Origin of the sequence: Pseudomonas sp. CFBP13508 (assembly GCF_005233515.1) — a bacterium.
In the GTDB taxonomy this organism is placed as follows: domain Bacteria; phylum Pseudomonadota; class Gammaproteobacteria; order Pseudomonadales; family Pseudomonadaceae; genus Aquipseudomonas; species Aquipseudomonas mercuritolerans.
This window is the reverse complement of sequence record NZ_QFZZ01000001.1, coordinates 19035-38415: the sequence shown is the minus strand read 5'-3', so window position 1 is coordinate 38415 and position 19381 is coordinate 19035. Positions and strand designations below refer to the sequence as shown.

17 protein-coding genes are annotated in these 19381 nt (G+C 61.5%); 13 read left to right on the top strand and 4 right to left on the bottom strand.

All coding sequences use genetic code 11. The features are described 5' to 3' along the window. Positions 1 to 71 precede the first annotated feature (71 nt). Positions 72 to 2453 (top strand): DUF3772 domain-containing protein, encoded by a 2382-nt coding sequence (locus tag PspCFBP13508_RS00195; RefSeq protein ID WP_137213258.1) that lies wholly within the window; start codon positions 72 to 74, stop codon positions 2451 to 2453. A gap of 5 nt (positions 2454 to 2458) precedes the next feature. Here PspCFBP13508_RS00195 and PspCFBP13508_RS00190 read toward each other — a convergent pair whose 3' ends face one another. Beyond that, positions 2459 to 3472 (bottom strand): LacI family DNA-binding transcriptional regulator, encoded by a 1014-nt coding sequence (locus PspCFBP13508_RS00190; RefSeq protein ID WP_137213256.1) that lies wholly within the window; start codon positions 3470 to 3472, stop codon positions 2459 to 2461. A 203-nt stretch (positions 3473 to 3675) separates the two neighbouring features. On the opposite strand from PspCFBP13508_RS00190, the gene PspCFBP13508_RS00185 reads away from it, so the two are divergent. Genes PspCFBP13508_RS00185 through PspCFBP13508_RS00175 form a run of 3 tightly spaced genes read left to right on the top strand, consistent with a single transcriptional unit; the run spans position 3676 to position 7192 of the window. Then, entirely contained in the window at positions 3676 to 4839 is a 1164-nt protein-coding gene (locus PspCFBP13508_RS00185) for a Gfo/Idh/MocA family oxidoreductase (RefSeq protein WP_137213255.1), read from the top strand. Next, on the top strand, positions 4829 to 5911 hold the full coding sequence (locus tag PspCFBP13508_RS00180; protein WP_137213254.1) for a sugar phosphate isomerase/epimerase family protein: 1083 nt from the start codon (positions 4829 to 4831) through the stop codon (positions 5909 to 5911). The genes PspCFBP13508_RS00185 and PspCFBP13508_RS00180 overlap by 11 nt, the downstream gene beginning before the upstream one ends. Positions 5912 to 5953: 42 nt before the next feature. Beyond that, positions 5954 to 7192, top strand: coding sequence for a nucleoside permease (locus tag PspCFBP13508_RS00175; protein WP_137213252.1), 1239 nt, complete (start codon positions 5954 to 5956; stop codon positions 7190 to 7192). Between the two features lie 79 nt (positions 7193 to 7271). Here PspCFBP13508_RS00175 and PspCFBP13508_RS00170 read toward each other — a convergent pair whose 3' ends face one another. Then, positions 7272 to 7490 (bottom strand): hypothetical protein, encoded by a 219-nt coding sequence (locus tag PspCFBP13508_RS00170; protein ID WP_133339933.1) that lies wholly within the window; start codon positions 7488 to 7490, stop codon positions 7272 to 7274. Positions 7491 to 8517: 1027 nt separating this feature from the next. On the opposite strand from PspCFBP13508_RS00170, the gene PspCFBP13508_RS00165 reads away from it, so the two are divergent. Continuing rightward, positions 8518 to 9354 (top strand): AraC family transcriptional regulator, encoded by an 837-nt coding sequence (locus PspCFBP13508_RS00165; RefSeq protein ID WP_095179599.1) that lies wholly within the window; start codon positions 8518 to 8520, stop codon positions 9352 to 9354. 54 nt (positions 9355 to 9408) lie between these two features. Beyond that, a complete protein-coding gene (locus tag PspCFBP13508_RS00160) occupies positions 9409 to 10005 on the top strand; it encodes a LysE family translocator (protein ID WP_125915963.1) in 597 nt (198 codons plus the stop codon). Here PspCFBP13508_RS00160 and PspCFBP13508_RS00155 read toward each other — a convergent pair. After that, the gene (locus PspCFBP13508_RS00155; RefSeq protein WP_137213251.1) at positions 10002 to 10772 is read right to left on the bottom strand and encodes an AraC family transcriptional regulator; all 771 of its coding nucleotides are present in this window, start codon (positions 10770 to 10772) and stop codon (positions 10002 to 10004) included. The genes PspCFBP13508_RS00160 and PspCFBP13508_RS00155 overlap by 4 nt on opposite strands. 221 nt (positions 10773 to 10993) lie before the next feature. Here PspCFBP13508_RS00155 and PspCFBP13508_RS00150 point away from each other — a divergent pair, with 221 nt between their 5' ends. The 5 genes from PspCFBP13508_RS00150 to PspCFBP13508_RS00130 all read left to right on the top strand — a co-directional run bounded on the left by PspCFBP13508_RS00150 (position 10994) and on the right by PspCFBP13508_RS00130 (position 17469). Continuing rightward, entirely contained in the window at positions 10994 to 12619 is a 1626-nt protein-coding gene (locus PspCFBP13508_RS00150; protein ID WP_137213250.1) for an APC family permease, read from the top strand. A 22-nt stretch (positions 12620 to 12641) separates the two neighbouring features. Beyond that, the gene (locus PspCFBP13508_RS00145) at positions 12642 to 13568 is read left to right on the top strand and encodes a 4-hydroxyproline epimerase (protein ID WP_137213248.1); all 927 of its coding nucleotides are present in this window, start codon (positions 12642 to 12644) and stop codon (positions 13566 to 13568) included. A gap of 54 nt (positions 13569 to 13622) precedes the next feature. Continuing rightward, positions 13623 to 14570 carry a dihydrodipicolinate synthase family protein gene (locus PspCFBP13508_RS00140; RefSeq protein WP_137213247.1) on the top strand — a complete coding sequence of 316 codons (948 nt, stop codon included), beginning with the start codon at positions 13623 to 13625 and terminating at the stop codon, positions 14568 to 14570. 63 nt (positions 14571 to 14633) lie between these two features. Then, complete coding sequence (locus tag PspCFBP13508_RS00135) at positions 14634 to 16226, top strand: aldehyde dehydrogenase (NADP(+)) (protein ID WP_137213245.1); 1593 nt, start codon at positions 14634 to 14636, stop codon at positions 16224 to 16226. After that, the gene (locus PspCFBP13508_RS00130; RefSeq protein ID WP_137213243.1) at positions 16216 to 17469 is read left to right on the top strand and encodes an FAD-dependent oxidoreductase; all 1254 of its coding nucleotides are present in this window, start codon (positions 16216 to 16218) and stop codon (positions 17467 to 17469) included. The genes PspCFBP13508_RS00135 and PspCFBP13508_RS00130 overlap by 11 nt, the downstream gene beginning before the upstream one ends. On the opposite strand, the gene PspCFBP13508_RS00125 is transcribed toward PspCFBP13508_RS00130, so the two are convergent. Then, positions 17466 to 17675, bottom strand: a complete 210-nt coding sequence (locus PspCFBP13508_RS00125; RefSeq protein ID WP_051600414.1) for a DUF2945 domain-containing protein — start codon at positions 17673 to 17675, stop codon at positions 17466 to 17468. The genes PspCFBP13508_RS00130 and PspCFBP13508_RS00125 overlap by 4 nt on opposite strands. A gap of 164 nt (positions 17676 to 17839) precedes the next feature. On the opposite strand from PspCFBP13508_RS00125, the gene PspCFBP13508_RS00120 reads away from it, so the two are divergent. Then, on the top strand, positions 17840 to 18067 hold the full coding sequence (locus tag PspCFBP13508_RS00120) for a hypothetical protein (RefSeq protein ID WP_137213242.1): 228 nt from the start codon (positions 17840 to 17842) through the stop codon (positions 18065 to 18067). A gap of 142 nt (positions 18068 to 18209) precedes the next feature. Next, positions 18210 to 19259, top strand: coding sequence for an NAD(P)-dependent alcohol dehydrogenase (locus PspCFBP13508_RS00115; RefSeq protein WP_137213241.1), 1050 nt, complete (start codon positions 18210 to 18212; stop codon positions 19257 to 19259). Positions 19260 to 19381 lie beyond the last annotated feature (122 nt).

Below are 19381 nucleotides of genomic sequence, written 5' to 3'. Positions count from 1 at the left end.
AGTTTTCCGCCCCGTTCGGCGCGATCACCTACCCTCATAGACTGTGTGATCCACTCGAGCCCGCCGCCCCCATGCGCTGTTTATTCAAGTCGTTGTTTTTCATTCTGTTCCTACTGCTGATGCCGGGCAGCGCTGCACTGTGGGCGGCGGACCTTGGCGCGCCGGCAAACTCCGGCGCAGCGCCAATGCCGGTGATTTCGCAAAGCGATCTGCAAGCCCTGCAACAACGCCTGGACGGGCTCAAGCAGCAGATTTCGGCGGCAAACAATTACAACCAGCTCGAAGGCCCGCAGGATCGGGTGCAGGCGTTCATTCTCGATGTCGATCGGTTGTCGGCAGCGCTGTTGCCGCAACAGGCGCAACTGGCGGTGCAACTGGGCGTGCTCGGCACGGCGCCTAACGCCGAGGTGGCCGCCGAGCAAGCCGATATCGTCGCGCAGCGGGCGGCGCTGGCGGAGCAGAAAAGCAAGGTCGATGGCACCCTGAAAAGCCTCGCCGCACTGAAACAGAACGCCGCCGACCTGATCACGCAAATCGCCGGCATCCGCCGCACCCTGCTGGAAAGCGAACTGACCCTTAGCACCCGCAGCGTATTGAGCCCGTATTTCTGGGCACCGCTGGTCAATCCAAGCGAAGACGACCGCCAGCGCCTGCGACTGTTCGTCGAGCAGGTGGCTGACGTATGGGCGACGGTCTGGGCGCCGGGCGAGCGCTTCTACACCTGCGTGCTGGTGTTGTTGGCGCTGCTGATCTGGACCTTCGGCCGACGTCTGGCTGAGCGCGGGCTGACCTGGTTCTGCATTCATCGCGTGGCGGAGGGCCGACTGCGCCGCAGTGCCTTGGCCTTCGCCTCAGCCATCGCGACTTTCGTCACTACCGCCATCGCCCTGAAGCTGCTGTTTTACGCCTGCACCCGCCACGACGCACTGCCTCCGGTGCTGGAAACCTTCTCTGAAGAGTTCGAGAAAGTCGTCTATGCCTGCGTGCTGATCACCGGCCTCAGCCGCGCATTGCTCTCCACCGCGCACCCGTCCTGGCGCCTGCCGGCGATTGCCGATCCGGTGGCGCTGGCCCTCAAGCCTTATCCGCGGATTCTCGCCTGCTCGTTGCTGGTGTTGGTGACGCTGGTGCAAGTCGCCAATGCCACAGGCATGAGCAGCCACATCGTGATGGCCGGGCGCGGCGTGATTTCCATGGTGGTGCTGGCGATCATCGGCACGATGCTTCTGCGTGTGGGCAAAGTGCGCAAGGCATTGATCGCGGCCAATGACGCGTCAGCTTCCAATAGCATGTTCGCCGGGCTGATCTACAGCGTCGCCAGTCTCTCGATGTTGGTGACGGCCATCGCCCTGCTGGCCGGCTATGTTTCGCTGGCGCGATTCATCAGTTATGAATTGGTGTGGGGCTATGTCGTGCTGTCGGGCTTCTACTTGCTGATTCAGCTGGTCAAGGACGCCTGTGAGCACCTGTTTTCGCCGAAACACGCGAGCGGCCAGGCGCTCAAGCAATTGCTCGGCGTCAGCGATCGGCGCCTCGAGCAGACGTCGATCCTGTTGTCCGGCGTCAGCCGCGCCGGCCTGATGCTGATGGCGCTGATTTCGTTGTTTGTCGGCGGCATCGGCACCACCCTCGGCCAACTGGTCACCAACATCATGTCGATCCTCGGCGGCGCCGGTTTGCGCAAGCTGAATATCGTCCCGGCGCATCTGCTCAACGCGCTGCTGGCACTGCTGATCGGTATCTGGCTGATCCGTGCATTGAGCCGCTGGCTCGACAACGAGTTCCTGCCCAAGACCGACATGGACCCGGGCATGTGTGCGTCGCTGAGCACGCTGTTTTCCAATATCGGCTACGCCTTTGTGATTCTGCTGACGCTGTCGTCGTTGGGCGTGCAGTGGACCAATCTGGCGTGGATCGTCAGTGCGCTATCCGTAGGTATCGGCTTTGGCTTGCAGGAGATCGTCAAGAACTTCGTCTCCGGCCTGATCCTGCTCACCGAGCGCCCGGTGAAAGTCGGCGACCTGATCAGCATCAGCGGCGTCGAGGGCGACATCCGCAGGATTAACGTGCGTGCTACGGAAATTCAGCTCAGCGACCGCTCGATCGTGATCGTGCCCAACTCGCAGCTGATCTCGCAGAACCTGCGCAACGTTACCCTCGGCGGCAGTGCTCAGGGCGTGGCATCCCTGGAGCTGGTGTTTCCGCTTGATATCGACCCTGAAGAGGTCAAACAGCTGCTGCTCGATGCTTATCACGAAAATGAAACCATCCTCGATAAACCAGCGCCGTTCGTGCGTTTCAGCAAATTGTCGCCGGACGGCATAACCCTCACGGTCACCGGCTATGTGGGCAGCCCGAGGATTGTCGGGCTGACCAAGAGCGATTTGTTGTTTGAGGTGTTGAAGCGGTTGGGTGCGGCGGGGATTGCGCTGGCGAAGCCGCCAGCGGCGTGATTCGGTTAGCGCTTGCCCAAGTTGTCGATGCGGGCCGTGCTGCTGCGTGGCGTCAGCTCGAACGGCAGGACGACATGCTTCTCTGCCAGCGGCTGTTTTTCGATCAGGGCAATCAGCATCTCGACCGCCTTGGCCCCGAAGGCCTCGGCCGGTTGCGAGATGGTGGTCAGCGGCGGATCGCAGTACGCAGCCATCGGAATGTCATCGAAACCCACCAGCGAAATATCCTCGGGCACACGCAGCCCGGCCTGCCGGATGCGCTTGAGCGCACCAATGGCCATTTCATCGTTTTCGCAGAATAGCGCGCTCGGCCGCTCGGCCAAGCCGAGCATCTTTTGCGCGCCTGCATAACCGGCCTCGAGGCTGAAATTGCCATGGCAGATCAGCGCTTCATCGAGGGCAATCCCGGCCTCGCGCAATGCGGCTTCGTAGCCTGCCAGTCGATCACGGGTCAGCGGGCTGTTTTTCGAGCCTTTGATCAGGCCGATGCGTCGGTGTCCCAATCCGATCAGGTGTTCGGTCATGGCTTTGGCGGCGGCGACGTTGTCGAGACTGATGGTTGGATAACGCCCGGCCTTGAGCACTTCGCAGGCGTTGACGATCGGCGGCACATCGGCATCGGCCGGGGCATTTTCGAACGGATCGTAAGCACGCAACTGGATCACCCCGTCGGCCTGATAGGCGTACACCAGCTCGGCGAATTGTCGCTCCAGTTCTTCCCGGCCCTGGGTGTCGCACAGCAGCAGGCGATAACCGGCCGCCTGCGCCGCTTGCTGCGCGCCGCTGATGACGCGGGCGAAGAAGGTATTGGCGATGGTCGGCACCAGAATCACCAGATTGCCGGTGCGCCGCGAACGAAACTGCACGGCCATCAGGTTCGGCCGATAGCCGGCCTGCTCCACGGCCGCCATGACGCGCTCACGGGTTGGCGCGAGCACGCGCTCGGGCGATTTCAAAGTCCTCGAAACCGTCGCCACGGAAACCCCGGCCAGCCGAGCCACTTCGCGAATATTGGACAAAAACACCTCGTTGATTCATGCCGATCAGGCGCGGAGCTTACCGCAGGCGACGAGCGATCGAAACGCTGTCGATCATCCGCTGGCATTTGACACTCGGCTAATTCAAGCCTAGATTTCGCCCATGATGTAACCGGTTACATCGCTTATCAACATTGCATCCAGCTACCGAGACGACTGCCATGTACGCTGCCGCAAAAATAAGAATGGGTTTTGTTGGAGGCGGTGAAGGTTCATTCATTGCCCGTGCCCACCGGCAAGCCGCCGGCCTCGATGGACGCTTCGAACTGGTCTGCGGCGCGTTCAGCCGCGACCCGGAGAATAATCAGCGCACCGCTGCGGCCTTGGGTGTCGCGGCCGAGCGTTGTTACGACGACTGGCAAACCCTGCTCGCCCGCGAGGCCGCCCTGCCCGACGAGCAGCGCATGCAACTGCTGGTCATCGTCACTCCCAATCATCTGCACGCACCGATTGCCCGTGAGGCATTGCGCGCCGGTTTTCATGTGTTCAGCGAGAAACCCGCGGCGCTGAACCTCGCCGAGGTGCAGGCGCTGCGCTCGGTGGTCATCAACAGCCAGCGAATTTACGGGCTGGCGCACACCTACCTCGGTTACGCGATGGTCTGGCAGGCCCGCGAAATGGTCGCCAGCGGCGTGCTCGGGCGCGTGCGCAAAGTCCTCGTCGAGTACCCGCAAGGCTGGCTCAGCACCGATGTCGCCGGGCAAGGCAACAAGCAGGCCGGCTGGCGCGACAACCCGACGCAATCCGGGATCGGCGGCTGCATCGGCGACATCGGCACCCATGCGTTTTCCCTCGCCGAGTTCGTCACCGGCCAGTCGATTCAGTTCATCAGCGCAATGCTCGGCTCGCATGTCGAGGGTCGGCAACTGGATGACGATGTGGCGATGCTGTTCAAAATGCGCGACGGCGCCAGTGGTGTATTGCTCGCCAGTCAGGTCTGCGCCGGTGAGGAAAACCCGCTGAAGATCCGCGTCTACGGTGACAAGGGTGGGCTGGAGTGGCGCCAAGAGGAACCGGCCAGCCTGATTCATCGACCGTTGAACGAGCCGATGCGCGTTCTGCGCTCCGGAGTCGGTCAGCCGTGGCTGTGTGCCGCCGCAACCCAACGCATGCGCCTGCCTGCGGGGCATCCCGAAGGTTATCTGGAAGCCATGGCCAACCTGTACGGCGATCTCGCCGAAGCGATTGTGCATGGCGCCGAGGGCCATCTGGCACCGGGCGTACCGGGCATCGAGACCGGCCTGCGCGGCATGGCCTTCATTGAAACCGCGATCGCCAATCACCTTGGCAATGAAAAGTGGAGCGAGATACCCGGCCCACTGACAGGAGCCCAGCACAATGAACAGTGATCAGCAAAATTTGACTGGCCTGAAAGGTCCGGGGATTTTCCTCGCGCAATTCATCGCCGACGAAGCGCCTTTCGACTCCCTCGCCAACATTGCCGAGTGGGCCGCTTCGCAAGGCTACAAAGCCGTTCAGGTACCGACCCTCGGCACGCGGTTCATCGATTTGCAGCGCGCCGCTGAGAGCCAGGATTACTGCGACGAACTCATCGCCGTCTGCGCCCGCGCCGGTGTGGTGATCAGTGAGCTGTCGACGCACCTGCAAGGGCAATTGGTCGCGGTGCATCCGGCGTTCGACAGTCTGTTCGACGACTTCGCTCCACCAGCACTGCGCGGCAAGCCGCAGGAGCGCACCGAATGGGCCATTGAGCAGTTGAAACTGGCCGCCCGCGCCAGCCAGCGCCTCGGACTCAAGGCCCATGCGACCTTCTCCGGCGCCCTGCTCTGGCCTTATGTCTATCCGTGGCCACAGCGTCCGGCCGGTTTGGTCGAGCAAGGTTTCGCCGAACTGGGCAAGCGCTGGCTGCCGATTCTCGACTGCTTCGAAGAGGCTGGCGTTGATCTGTGCTACGAAATCCATCCCGGCGAAGACTTGCATGACGGCGCGTCGTTCGAGCAGTTTCTCGAAGCGGTGAATCATCACCCTCGCGCCGCGATTCTGTACGACCCAAGCCACCTGCTGCTGCAGCAAATGGACTACCTCGGCTTCATTGACCGTTACCACCAACGCATCCGCATGTTTCACGTCAAGGATGCCGAGTTCCGCCCCGATGCGCGTTCAGGCGTCTATGGCGGCTATCAGGGCTGGGTCGAGCGTCCCGGGCGCTTTCGCTCGCTGGGCGACGGCCAGATCGATTTCAAATCGATTTTCAGCAAATTGTGCCAATACGACTTCAACGGCTGGGCCGTGCTGGAGTGGGAGTGCTGCCTGAAAGACTCCGCACAGGGCGCAGCGGAGGGCGCGGCGTTCATCGAGCGACACATGATCCGCAGGACCGCCAAGGCCTTCGACGATTTCGCCGGAGTCAGCGCTGACGCTGCTTCCAACCGACGCCTGCTCGGCCTGACTGACGATTGATTCATCCGCGTTACCGACATAAAAACAATACGGTGATCTGAAATGAACGTAATGAATGCGCGACTCAGCGTGATGATGTTTTTGCAGTTCTTTATCTGGGGCGGCTGGTTCGTCACCCTCGGCACTTTTCTGGCGACAACGCTGGCCGCCAACGGTGGTCAGGTCGGCATGGCCTTCGCCACGCAATCCTGGGGCGCGATTCTGGCGCCGTTTGTCATTGGCTTGATTGCCGACCGTTTCTTCAATGCCGAACGCATTCTGGCGGTGCTGCATCTGCTCGGCGCGGTGCTGCTCTATCAGCTCTATCGCGCGGCAGACTTCAGCGCGTTTTATCCCTATGTGCTCGCCTACATGATGGTCTACATGCCGACATTGGCACTAGTGAACGCCGTGGCGTTCCGCCAGATCAAAGACCCGGCGCTGGAGTTCTCGCGCATTCGCGTGTGGGGCACGGTGGGCTGGATCGTCGCCGGCGTGGTGATCAGCTTCGTGTTCGCTTGGGACTCGCAACAAAGCATCGCGACCGGAGGCTTGCGCAATACGTTCCTGATGTCCGCCGTCGCGTCGCTGTTGCTGGGGTTTTACAGCTTCAGTCTGCCGAGTACTGCGCCGATGAAAAGTGCAGCGGGCTCATCAAGCCTCAAGCAGATGCTCGGCGTCGATGCGTGGGGTTTGCTCAAGGATCGCAGCTATCTGGTGTTCTTTCTCGCCTCGATCCTGATCTGCATTCCGCTGGCCTTCTATTACCAGAATGCCAACCCGTTTCTGGCCGAGATAGGCGTGACCAACCCGACAGCGAAGATGGCCATCGGTCAGGTGTCGGAAGTGCTGTTCATGTTGCTGTTGCCGCTGTTCATCCATCGCTTCGGCATCAAGATCGCTCTGCTGGTCGGCATGGCAGCGTGGGCATTGCGTTACGGGCTGTTTGCCTTCGGCAATAACGACGATCAGGCATTCATGCTGCTGATCGGCATTGCTCTGCACGGTGTGTGCTATGACTTCTTCTTCGTGTCCGGGCAGATCTACACCGATGCCAAGGCACCGGAACGCTTCCGGAGCTCGGCGCAAGGTTTGATCACCTTGGCTACGTACGGATTGGGCATGTTGATTGGTTTCTGGATCGCGGGACGGATTACCGACCACTTCACATCAAGCGCGGGGCATGACTGGAGAAGCATCTGGCTGTTCCCCGCTGGTTTTTCCGTGGCGGTGTTGCTGTGTTTCTGGGCGACATTCAAGAGCCGCGATCGCGACAAGGCTGTGCTGCCGAGTGCGGTTTAGAGCAGAGTTGTAATGCATGAACAGAACGAATGCCGCCTGTGGTTGAGGCGGCATTCGTTATCGATGCTCATCGTTGCGCTCAAGCGGTGCGACGTTCGAGCAGACGGTCAGCGCCACCTTCGGCGACCCGATTGCCTTGCAGATGATCGGAGCCATCAGAGGCTACTGCATCGCTGAACAGCGGGTCAGTTTCGGTTGCGGCTACTGCATCGCTGAACAGCGGGTCGGTTTCGGTGGCGGCGAAGGCATTCAGTGCAAAAACCGAGAAAGCGATACCGAGGATAGTCTGGCGTTTCATGATGATGTGCTCCGAGTTGCAGTGGTTGGGTATGGAGCTGATCTTACGCCGCACCATGGATATGAGAACTTCATTGACTTAATGGTTGTTATTGACGCAATCAATAGCTGGTCGAGCATGAGCCGCTGTTGGATCGATCTTCATGCTGTTGCTTACGTCATTAAGCGAAACGCCCTACAAGTCGAAAGCATAAAACCGAAAATCCCGTTTTTGACAGTTTTTGCGCACAAAAAAAGACCCGCATCAGTCGAAACCGAAACGGGTCTTTTCCCACTTAGACGACCTTATTTCAAGTCGTCAAAGTGATCTCGCAGGAACTCGTAAAAGCGCAAGGCTTTCAACAATCTCCATACAAGGCTCAGCGTACGCAGCAAAAGCTTCATACGTTTTGGCCTCCAGGGCTGGCGGCCAAACCTCCAGCAAACTTACCGGACCATGCGTACCTTCAGCCGACTGGTTAGGGTGGCTGGTGAGGCGGCCGGTTGAAATCCCTTCGAGACATCATTCCGGCACGGGTGCGAATCCGCGTCGAAGGGCGTAAAACCTTTCGCGCCCCCGGCCAAACCTCTCAGCCGCTCTATCAGTTGAGCGCGGGCATATTAACCTGAAAACCCCAAGACAAAAGTGCCGCGCATACCGTTATCCACCAAACAACGACACGCCTTTGTTAAATGTTATTTCTGCCAGACATCTTCAACAAACATAAACATATAAATTTTTCGCAGGGCTATAGACGCGCTTGTTTCGAACGGCTGTTCAACCGTTGCAAGGCGCGGTAAAACTCCATAACATGGCAACCCTGGTTAGGGTGGCTGGTGAAGCACATGGCTTCGATCGTAAATCGACGCCCACTAAAAAACCGCCCCGCGAAGGCGGTTTTTTTTCGTCTGCGTTTTCTGGCCCCCCCATCCAAGGCACATTGCCTGACGCGATCCCCCTGCGCACCTGCACAAATCTTCTAAACACTCTCCTCCTCCACGCGGTATTTTAGAAACGCCCCTGCTCAACCGCCCTATGGAGTCCTCCCATGGACAAACGCAACTGGATCTCTCTCTCCCAGGATGTCGATACCGGGATCGAGTCGATTCGTGCGCATTTCCGTGGGCATGCCTACGATCCGCACTGGCATGACAGTTTTCTCGTCGGAGTGACCGAGCAAGGCGTGCAGCAGTTCAATTGTCGCCGGGTGCGTCATCGCAGTACGCCGGGGCATGTGTTTCTGCTTGAGCCGGGAGAAATCCATGATGGCCATGCGCCGACCGAGGATGGCTTCACCTACTCGATGCTGTACCTCGATCCGCACTGGCTGGAGCGCGAATTGCACGCGCTGTTCGAAGAGGCGCCCGCCGACAGTCAGCCAGGCTTTGCCGACACACTGAGCCACGATCCGCGCCTGTCGACGGCGATCGTGCAAGCCTTCCACGCGTTACATGACGGCGATCTGCGCATCGTCCGGCAGACTGCGCTGGATGGCCTGCTGGCGTCCCTCACCCGCCATCTCGACTGGCGCAAGCGTCAGGACTTCGATCCGCGCCTGCCACTGGTTGCGCAGGTTGCGCGCGACTATCTGCATGCCCACACCTACGAAGACATCGGCCTCGACGACCTAGCGCAAGCCTGTGGTGTCGATCGTTTTCGCCTGACCCGGGCGTTCAAGGCCGCTTTCGGTCTGGCACCCCACGCCTACCTGATCCAACTGCGCCTGGCCAAGGCGCGGCAATTGCTCGCGCGCGGCGAGACGCCAGCGCAGGTGGCCAGCGTGCTTGGTTTTGCCGATCAGAGTCATCTGGGGCGCTGGTTCCGCCGCGCCTATCAATTGACCCCGGCGGACTACCGCAAACGCTGCTCAAATCTTCCAGACTGAGGCCTGCCCACTGACGATCATGGTGTCCTGTTTCGACTTTCAGGAATCTGCACCATGGCTTCTTTACTGCCCTTTCTGCTGTTTGCTTTCGTCGCCTCGATCACGCCGGGGCCGACCAATATTCTGGTGCTGAGCCACAGTTCGCGGCGCGGGTTGATCGCCACGTTGCCGATCATTTTTGGCGCCTGTGCGGCGGCGGCGCTGATTGTGCTGGTGGTCGGGCTCGGTGCTGGCGAAACCCTGTTGCGCTTTCCGCGCGTGCAGCAAGCAATGGCCTGGGCTGGCGTGCTCTGGTTGAGCTGGCTGGCGTGGCAGATCTTTCGCAGCCCGCCGCCATCGCTGGACCCGAATGCTGCGCAGGAACAAGGCTTGAGCGTCTTCGGCGCGGCGCTACTACAACTGGTCAACCCGAAGGTGTGGATGATGGCTGTGGCGGTGGTCAGCGTATTCGTTGGCGGCGGCGACAAGACGCTACGCCTGCTGGTGTTGTCGCTGGCGTTTCTGCTGGTATCGCTGCCGTGCATGACGCTCTGGGCGCTGCTCGGCGTCGGCAGCGCGCGGTTGCTCAGCTCACCGCAAGCGTTCAAGCGAATGAACGCGGCACTGGCCCTTCTTCTGCTGCTCTCGGCCTGGCTGGCCGTGTTGGTCTAATGCCCGGTGGCTTGCCGGTATTCGCGTGGTGTAAACCCGGTCGAGGCCTTGAACTGACGGGTGAAAGCGCTGTGATCGGTGTAGCCGCATTGCAGCGCAACCTCGGTAATCGGCAAGTCGCTGTGCAGCAATCGATGCGCGTGTTCCAGGCGGACTTTCTGAATCATCTGCCGTGGTGTCAGGTGGAAAACGCGTTTGCAGTAGCGTTCCAGTTGCGCCACGGAAATCCCGGCGATCCGCGTCAGTTCACCCAGCGTCACCCGCCGGTTGAAGTTGCCGCGGATGTATTCATCGACAGCCGCCAGGCGCTCGAACGCCGGGTGGGTTTCGCTGGCTGACTGCAGATCCACCGAGATCCCCACCAGGCCGATGGTCGTCCCGTCACGGTTGTAGATCGGCCTCTTGTGGGTCAGGCACCAGCCCGGCTCGCGACTGCCATACAGGTGCAGTTCGAGCTGTTCCTCCAACACGAAACCTTCCTCCAGCACCTTGCGATCCTGCTCGGTGTAACCCGGGCCCAACTGCGCCGGGAACACCTGCGCACTGGTTTTGCCGAGCAACGGGCGCAGGTCCTTCAAGCCGCAGCGCAGCACCAGCGTGCGGTTGGCCAGCACATAGCGCGCTTGCAGATCCTTGATGAAGATCGCCGCATTGGGGATCACATCGAGTATCGGCAACAGCTGCGCGGCTCCGGCGACCATCTCTTCGAGGGTCTGCGCACGCAAGCCGTCAGTGCCCTGGCACAGGATCGAAAACGCTGACTGCATCAAAGACTTCCCCTCGAGCTGAACCACCGCAAATGTCACTTGCCAGCAGATTGCAGCAACGTCGCGGCCCTGTCGAGGCCGCGCATTCATCGGCGCCATTGTGCTGAATTCGTCATCGATCCCTGCATAAAACATCAATCGCCGCCGCCGTCGACCGGTGCAAAGTCTGGCCGTCCACGTGACACAACTGCCTATCCAATAACTCACAAGAAGGCGATGCCATGTCAGGCCAAGGCAAGTTCAAAAAACAGCTTTCATTGATCGACCTCACCTTTATCGGACTCGGCGCGATCTTCGGCTCCGGCTGGTTGTTCGCCGCCAGCCATGTCTCGGCGATTGCCGGTCCGGCGGGGATTTTTTCCTGGTTGCTGGGCGGTTTCGCCGTGTTGCTGCTGGGCATCGTCTACTGCGAACTGGGCGCGGCATTGCCCCGTGCCGGCGGTGTGGTGCGCTACCCGGTTTATTCCCACGGCCCGCTGCTCGGCTACCTGATGGGCTTCATTACGCTGATTGCGTTTTCCAGTCTGGTGGCGATCGAAGTGGTCGCCTCGCGCCAATACGCGGCGGCGTGGTTTCCTGGCCTGACCAAGGCTGGCAGCGGCGATCCGACCATCCTCGGCTGGCTGGTGCAGTTCGGCCTGCTCTGCGTGTTCTTCCTGCTCAACTACCGCAGCGTGAAGACCTTCGCCAAGGCCAACAATCTGGTCAGCGTGTTCAAATTCATCGTGCCGTTGCTGGTCATCGGCGTGCTGTTCACCTTCTTCAAACCGGAAAATTTCCAGGTTCAAGGCTTTGCTCCGTTCGGTCTGTCGGGCGTGGAGATGGCGGTCTCTGCCGGCGGGATCATCTTTGCCTACCTGGGCCTGACGCCAATCATTTCCGTGGCCAGCGAAGTGAAGAATCCACAGCGCACCATTCCCATCGCGCTGATTCTCTCGGTGCTGCTGTCGACCCTGATTTACGTGCTGCTGCAAATGGCCTTTCTCGGCAGCATCCCGACGGAAATGCTCGCCAACGGCTGGGCCGGTATCAGCAAGGAATTCGCCCTGCCCTATCGCGACATCGCCCTGGCGCTCGGTGTCGGCTGGCTGGCCTATCTGGTGGTCGCCGATGCGGTGATCTCGCCGAGCGGCTGCGGCAACATTTATATGAACGCAACGCCGCGCGTGATCTACGGCTGGGCGCAGACCGGCACTTTCTTCAAGGTCTTCACCCACATCGATGAAAAGTCCGGCATCCCGCGTCCGGCGCTGTGGCTGACCTTCGCCCTGTCGGTGTTCTGGACCCTGCCATTCCCGTCGTGGGAAGCGCTGATTAACGTGGTCTCCGCCGCGCTGGTGTTGAGCTATGCGGTGGCGCCTGTATCGGTTGCGGCGTTGCGGCGCAATGCGCCGGACATGCCGCGCCCGTTCCGGGTCAAGAGCATGGGCCTGCTCGGGCCGGTGTCGTTCATCATCGCCGCGCTGATCGTCTACTGGTCGGGCTGGAACACCGTGTCGTGGCTGCTCGGCCTGCAAATCCTGATGTTTGTCATCTACCTGTTCTGCGGTCGTTTCGTGCCCACCGCTCACCTGAGCCTGGCGCGTCAGGTGCGTTCATCGGCGTGGCTGATCGCCTTCTACGCGGTGACCATCGTGCTGTCGAAACTCGGCACCTTCGGTGGCCTGGGCATCCTCGCGCATCCGTTCGACACGATCGTCGTCGCCGCTTGCGCCACCGGTATTTACTACTGGGGCGCAGCGACCGGCGTGCCTGCCCATCTGCTGCGCCTGGACGACGAGGACGAAGAAAGCGAAAGCCCTGCGCCCTCGCCCACCGTCAACGCCCGCCCTGCCGGCGCCTACTGAAATCATCCAACGGGATCTCTTCATGAAACGAGTACACGTCATTGATTCCCACACCGGCGGCGAGCCGACGCGGCTGGTGATGAGCGGCTTCCCCGAGCTGTCCGGCAACAGCATGGTCGATAAACGCGATGCCCTGCGCAGCCAGCACGATCAGTGGCGCCGCGCCTGTCTGCTCGAGCCGCGTGGCAACGATGTTCTGGTCGGCGCGCTGTATTGTCCGCCGGTGTCGGCAGACGCCACCTGCGGGGTGATCTTCTTCAACAACGCCGGATACCTGGGCATGTGCGGCCACGGCACCATCGGCCTGATCAATTCGTTGCAGCATCTGGGGAAAATCCAGCCGGGCGTACACAAGATCGACACGCCGGTGGGGCAAGTCAGCGCGACTTTGCATGACGATGGCTCGGTCACCCTGGGCAACGTGCCCGCCTACCGCTATCGCAAACAGGTACCGGTGGAGGTGCCGGGTTATGGCCGCGTGGTCGGCGATATCGCCTATGGCGGCAACTGGTTTTATCTGGTCTCCGAGCATGGCCAGAGGTTAACGATGGACAACGTCGAACACCTGACCGCGTACACCTGGGCCATGCTCAAGGCGCTGGAAGACCAAGGCATTTGTGGCGAAGACGGCGCGGTCATCGACCACATCGAACTGTTCGCCGATGACGATCAGGCCGACAGCCGCAACTTCGTCATGTGCCCCGGCAAAGCCTACGACCGCTCGCCGTGCGGCACTGGCACCAGCGCCAAACTTGCCTGCCTGGCCGCCGACGACAAGCTGCAAGCCGGCGCGCCGTGGATCCAGGCGAGCATTACCGGCAGCCAGTTCGAAGGGCGCTTCGAATGGGAGGGCGAACGCATTCGCCCGTTCATCACCGGCCGCGCCTACATGACCGCCGACAGCACCTTGCTGATCGACGACAGCGACCCGTTCGCGTGGGGCATCTGAGCCGCCACGCCGTTTTTTCACCTCGAATCAAACGAAATGCCAAGGAGTTGAACCATGAGCGACAACATCTTCACCGGCTGCATGCCGGCCCTGATGACCCCGTGCACCGCCCAGCGCAAACCGGACTTCGATGCGCTGGTGGCCAAGGGGCGCGAGCTGATTGATGTCGGCATGAGCGCCGTGGTCTATTGCGGCTCGATGGGCGACTGGCCGCTGCTGACTGAAGCCGAGCGTCAGGAAGGCGTGGCGCGCCTGGTGGCTGCCGGGGTGCCGACCATCGTCGGCACCGGCGCGGTGAATACCCGGGAAGCGGTTTCCCACGCAGCGCATGCGGCGAAAGTCGGCGCGCAAGGCTTGATGGTGATCCCGCGCGTGCTGTCCCGAGGTGCCTCGGCTGCCGCGCAAAAAGCGCACTTCGCCGCCATCCTGCAAGCCGCGCCGAACTTGCCGGCGGTGATCTACAACAGCCCTTACTACGGCTTCGCCACCCGCGCCGATCTGTTTTTCGAACTGCGCCGTGAATACCCGAACCTGATCGGCTTCAAGGAATTCGGCGGCGGCGCGGACCTGCGCTACGCGGCCGAGAACATCACCTCCAAGGATAACGACGTGACGCTGATGGTCGGCGTCGACACGCAAGTGGTGCACGGCTTCGTCAACTGCAACGCCACCGGCGCCATTACCGGCATCGGCAACGCCCTGCCCCGCGAAGTGCTGCAACTGGTGGCGCTGAGCAAGCAGGCCGCGCAAGGCGATGCCAAGGCCCGGCGTCAGGCGCGGGAGCTGGAGTCGGCGCTGGCGGTGCTGTCCTCGTTCGACGAAGGTTGCGATCTGGTGCTGTATTACAAGCATCTGATGGTGCTCAACGGCGACAAGGAATACACCCTGCACTTCAATGAAACTGATGTGCTGAGCGACTCGCAACGGCGCTATGCCGAGAAGCAGTATTCGCTCTTCCGTCACTGGTACGAAAACTGGTCCGCCGAGCAGAACTTCGCCTGACCACCACCTGCCGCGAGTCATCACGATTCGCGGCAGGCCTCGCTCATTTCACAGGAAGACACCATGACTCTGACGGGCAACATGCTGATCGGGCAACACTCCGTGGCGGGCCATCGTCCGGCCTTTCGCGGGATCGATCCGGCGACCAACCAGGCACTTGAACCGCAGTACGCCGGGGCGTCAGCCGGACAGGTGGAACAGGCCTGCGCCCTGGCCTGGGCGGCGCAAGACGCGTACCGCGAAACCAGCCTGAGCACCCGTGCGGCATTTCTCGAAAGCATTGCCGAACACATCGAAAACCTTGGCGATGAACTGATCGAACGCGCCCACGCCGAAACCGGTCTGCCGCCTGCACGCCTTCAGGGCGAACGTGGCCGCACCTGCTCGCAATTGCGCCTGTTCGCCCGTACGGTGCGCGCGGGTGAATGGCTGGACGTGCGCGTCGACAGTGCGCAACCACAACGCCAACCGCTGCCGCGCTCCGACCTGCGCCAGCGGCAGATTGCCTTGGGGCCGGTCGCGGTGTTTGGTGCGAGCAACTTTCCGCTGGCATTTTCCGTGGCCGGTGGCGACACCGCCGCAGCGCTGGCGGCCGGTTGCCCGGTGATCGTCAAGGCGCACAGCGCCCATCCGGGCACCAGCGAACTGGTCGGCCGCGCAGTCGCGCAAGCGGTCAAAGCCTGCGGTCTGCCTGATGGCGTGTTTTCCTTATTGTTCGATTCTGGCTACGAAGTCGGCATCGCATTGGTCAGCGACTGGCGCATCAAAGCTGCTGGTTTCACCGGCTCGCGCACTGGCGGTCTGGCCTTGATGAAAGCTGCGCAAGCGCGGCCCGAGCCGATCCCGGTGTATGCGGAAATGAGCTCGATCAACCCGGTTTTGCTGTTTCCCGCCGCGCTGGAAAATCGCGCGCAGGCGCTGGCCGAAGGGTTTGTCGCGTCGCTGACATTGGGCGCCGGGCAGTTCTGCACCAACCCGGGATTGCTGATTGCCCGCAAAGGCCCGGCGCTCGACGGGTTCCTCAGCGCGGTGGCTGAACTGATCCCGCGCAGTGCGGCGCAAACCATGCTCACGCCCGGCATCTTCGGTGCCTATCAAGCAGGCGTGACGGCTCTACAGGACAATCCCCACACGCGCGCGGTGGCGGTTGGCAAACCGGGAAGCGGTCCGAATCAGTGTCAGACGCATGTCTTCAGCACCGATGCGGCGGATTTCCTCGACGATCAGAGTTTGCAGGCTGAGGTGTTCGGCGCGACATCGCTTGTCGTGCAATGCAGCAGTGACGAAGAAATCCGTCAGGTCTGCGAACATCTGGAAGGCCAACTGACCGCGACCCTGCACATGGATGACGCCGACCTTGCACTGGCGCGCACGTTGTTGCCAACCCTCGAGCGCAAGGCCGGGCGCTTGCTGGTCAATGGCTGGCCGACCGGCGTGGAAGTCTGCGATGCGATGGTGCATGGCGGGCCTTACCCGGCGACCTCGGATGCGCGCAGCACCTCGGTGGGCACTGCGGCGATCCTGCGTTTCCTGCGGCCGGTGTGCTATCAGGATTTCCCCGACAGCTTGCTGCCGACGGCGCTGCAACAGGCCAATCCGCTCAACCTTCGGCGCTTGCTTGATGGCCACCGGGAAGCGACACGCCATGGCGAATAATCCTTCGCACGACATCGCCGTGGTCGGCGCCGGAATCATTGGCGTTGCTTGCGCACTGCGCCTGGCCCGCCAGGGTTTGCGCGTGGTGGTCATCGATCAGCAGGAACCGGGGCATGGCGCTTCGTTCGGCAACGCCGGACATCTGGCTACCGAGCAAGTGTTCCCGATTGCTGATGTGTCGATCCTCAAGCGCCTGCCGGCCATGCTGATGGACCCGATGGGGCCGCTGCGTCTGGACTGGAAATACCTGCCGCGCGCCCTGCCGTGGTTCACCCGCTTGCTGCTGAATCTGCGGCCCGAGCCTTTTCAAAAAACCGTCGCCGGCTTGCGCGCGCTGAATGAGAGCAGCCTCGACGCGTGGCAGCGCTTGCTCAGCGAAATCCAGCGTCCGGATCTGCTCAAGGTTGACGGCTCGTTACTGGTCTTCGAAAAACCTGAATCCCGACAGGCCATCGAGGCTTTGCATGCGCGCCTGAATCAGCAGCAGGTGCCAGTGGACTATTGGCAGGCCGGGGCAATTCGCGAGACGGCGCCGCAGCTCAGCGAACAGATACAGGGCGGACTGTTTTTCCCGCGCACCGGGCATTTCCTCGACCCGTACCGCGTAGTGTGTGCACTGGTCGAGGCGGCTCGCAGCAGCGGCGTGAGTTTTCTAAAGCAGCAGGTCCAAGGCGGCTACGTGCAGGAAAACGGGGTCTTGTTGGTCACCGGCAACGGCGGAGTAACGGCCAGCCGAGTGTTACTGGCCTGCGGTGCGCATTCGGCGAAACTCACCGCCGCGCTGACCGGCAAGCATGTCCCGTTGGACACCGAACGTGGCTATCACCTGATGCTGCCCCACGAGCATGATCGCCTGCCCTTCCCCGTCACCTCGCTGGAACGCAAATTCATCATGACGCCGATGCGCGAAGGCCTGCGCCTGGCCGGCACCGTCGAGTTCGCCGGGCTGGAGCGACCAGCGAACATGGCGCGCGCCTGGCAATTGCAGCGTCTGAGCCAAGGCCTGTTTCGCAAGGATCTGAACGCTGATGGCGCCACACCGTGGATGGGCTTTCGCCCGTCGCTGCCGGATTCGCTGCCGGTGATCGACCAGGTTTGCGAGGGCAAGGTGTTGCTTGCCTTCGGTCATCAGCATCTGGGCCTGACTCAAGCGGCGGTCACAGCTGAGATGATCGGGAAAATGGTTTCAGGCGCCGCCCTCGCATTGCCCAACGCTGAGCCCTACCGACTGGCGCGTTTCTAAGCGTGCTTCAGCGCGTCGCCGTGATGCATGGCCAGGTGGCCGGTCTTGTCGCTCTTGACCTCGTACTGCGGCGCATCTTTCGAGGCCGGGCGGTGGCGGCCCATGAACTCGGTATCGCGGGTGTGCACCTTGACCACTTTGCCGTGAATCTCGCCGGCCTCGGAATTCCAGCGCACCGCATCGCCGACTTTGAATGAACTGCTCATCACTGCGTCCTCGCTCTGGCTTGTTGGTTTATGGAGCCGCGCGCGTTGCAGAAATTCCGCATTTTTGCGAGGCGACCGAAGGCAGGCAAAAAAATCGAACGGCGAAAATCGCCCGCACCTCCAACTTGCACAAGCCATAGAAAACGGCCATGACGAGGTGTGAGATGAATAACGATCAAGGCAAGCAAGGTGACGATCCGCTCCCAACCACGCCCGACCCGCTGAGTCCGGGGCGTACCGAGGTCGATCCGATGAAGGAACGCGGCATCGATGAGCTACCCGACAACGAAGGCGAAATCCCGCTGGATGATGACAGTGCCGGCCTGGATCCGGAGCGCGTACGTCAGGAAACCGATAACGCCGAGATGGACGACCAGCCCAATCCGCGTTGAGCCTGAAACGGCAGCCATACGGCTGCCTTTCGGTTGCGCAATCAACAGCAGAATCAGGCAAGCATTTCACAGAAATGCACTACTTCGCGCTCCAACCCAGGCGTAACAATGGGCGTCCGACTACCCCATGGAGGATGCTCACATGCTCGTACAAGCCTACGGCGCCCACGCTGGCGACAAACCTCTTGAGCCGATGCAGATCAACCGCCGTGCCCCGGCGGCGCACGACGTACAGATCGATATCGCCTTCTGCGGCATCTGCCATTCCGACCTGCATCAGGTGCGCGCCGAATGGGCTGGCACGCAATTCCCTTGCGTGCCCGGCCATGAAATCGTCGGCCGCGTCTCGGCGGTTGGCGATCACGTCAAAGCCTACAAGGTTGGCGATCTGGTCGGTGTCGGTTGCATCGTCGACAGCTGCCAGCACTGCGATGACTGCGAATCCGGTCTGGAAAATTACTGCGACGGCATGATCGGCACCTACAATTTCCCGACCCCGGACGCACCGGGCTGGACCCTCGGCGGCTATTCGCAAAACATCGTCGTGCACGAGCGCTATGTGTTGCGCATCCGTCATCCCGAGGCGCAATTGGCCGCCGTCGCGCCGCTACTCTGCGCCGGCATTACCACCTACTCGCCGCTGCGTCAGTGGCACGCTGGCCCCGGCAAGAAAGTCGGCGTGGTCGGCATCGGCGGCCTCGGCCACATGGGCATCAAACTGGCCCACGCCATGGGCGCCCACGTGGTCGCGTTCACTACCTCCGAATCCAAGCGTGAAGCGGCCAAGGCGCTGGGTGCGGACGAAGTGGTGGTGTCGCGCAATGCCGAAGAAATGGCGGCACACACCAAGAGTTTCGACTTCATCCTCAATACCGTCGCAGCGCCGCACGATCTCGACGCCTTCCTCGTCCTGCTCAAGCGCGATGGCGCGTTGACTCTGGTCGGTGCGCCTGCCTCGCCGCATCCGTCGCCGAACGTGTTCAACCTGATCACCAAGCGCCGCACCATTGCCGGTTCGATGATCGGCGGCATTCCCGAGACTCAGGAAATGCTGGATTTCTGCGCCGAGCACGGCATCGTTTCCGACATCGAGTTGATCCGCGCCGACCAGATCGACGAGTCCTACGAGCGCATGCTCAAGGGCGACGTGAAATACCGCTTCGTCATCGACAACGCAACCCTCGCCGGCTAAGCGCAAGCGCCCATCGGCAGCGCAAGGCTGCCGATGGGTCGAGGAATTGCACCTGCACAATTGACAGCGCCCGCGTTGCTCGCCAGAGTCGCACCCCTTTTTCCACCGCTGGGTGAACAGGG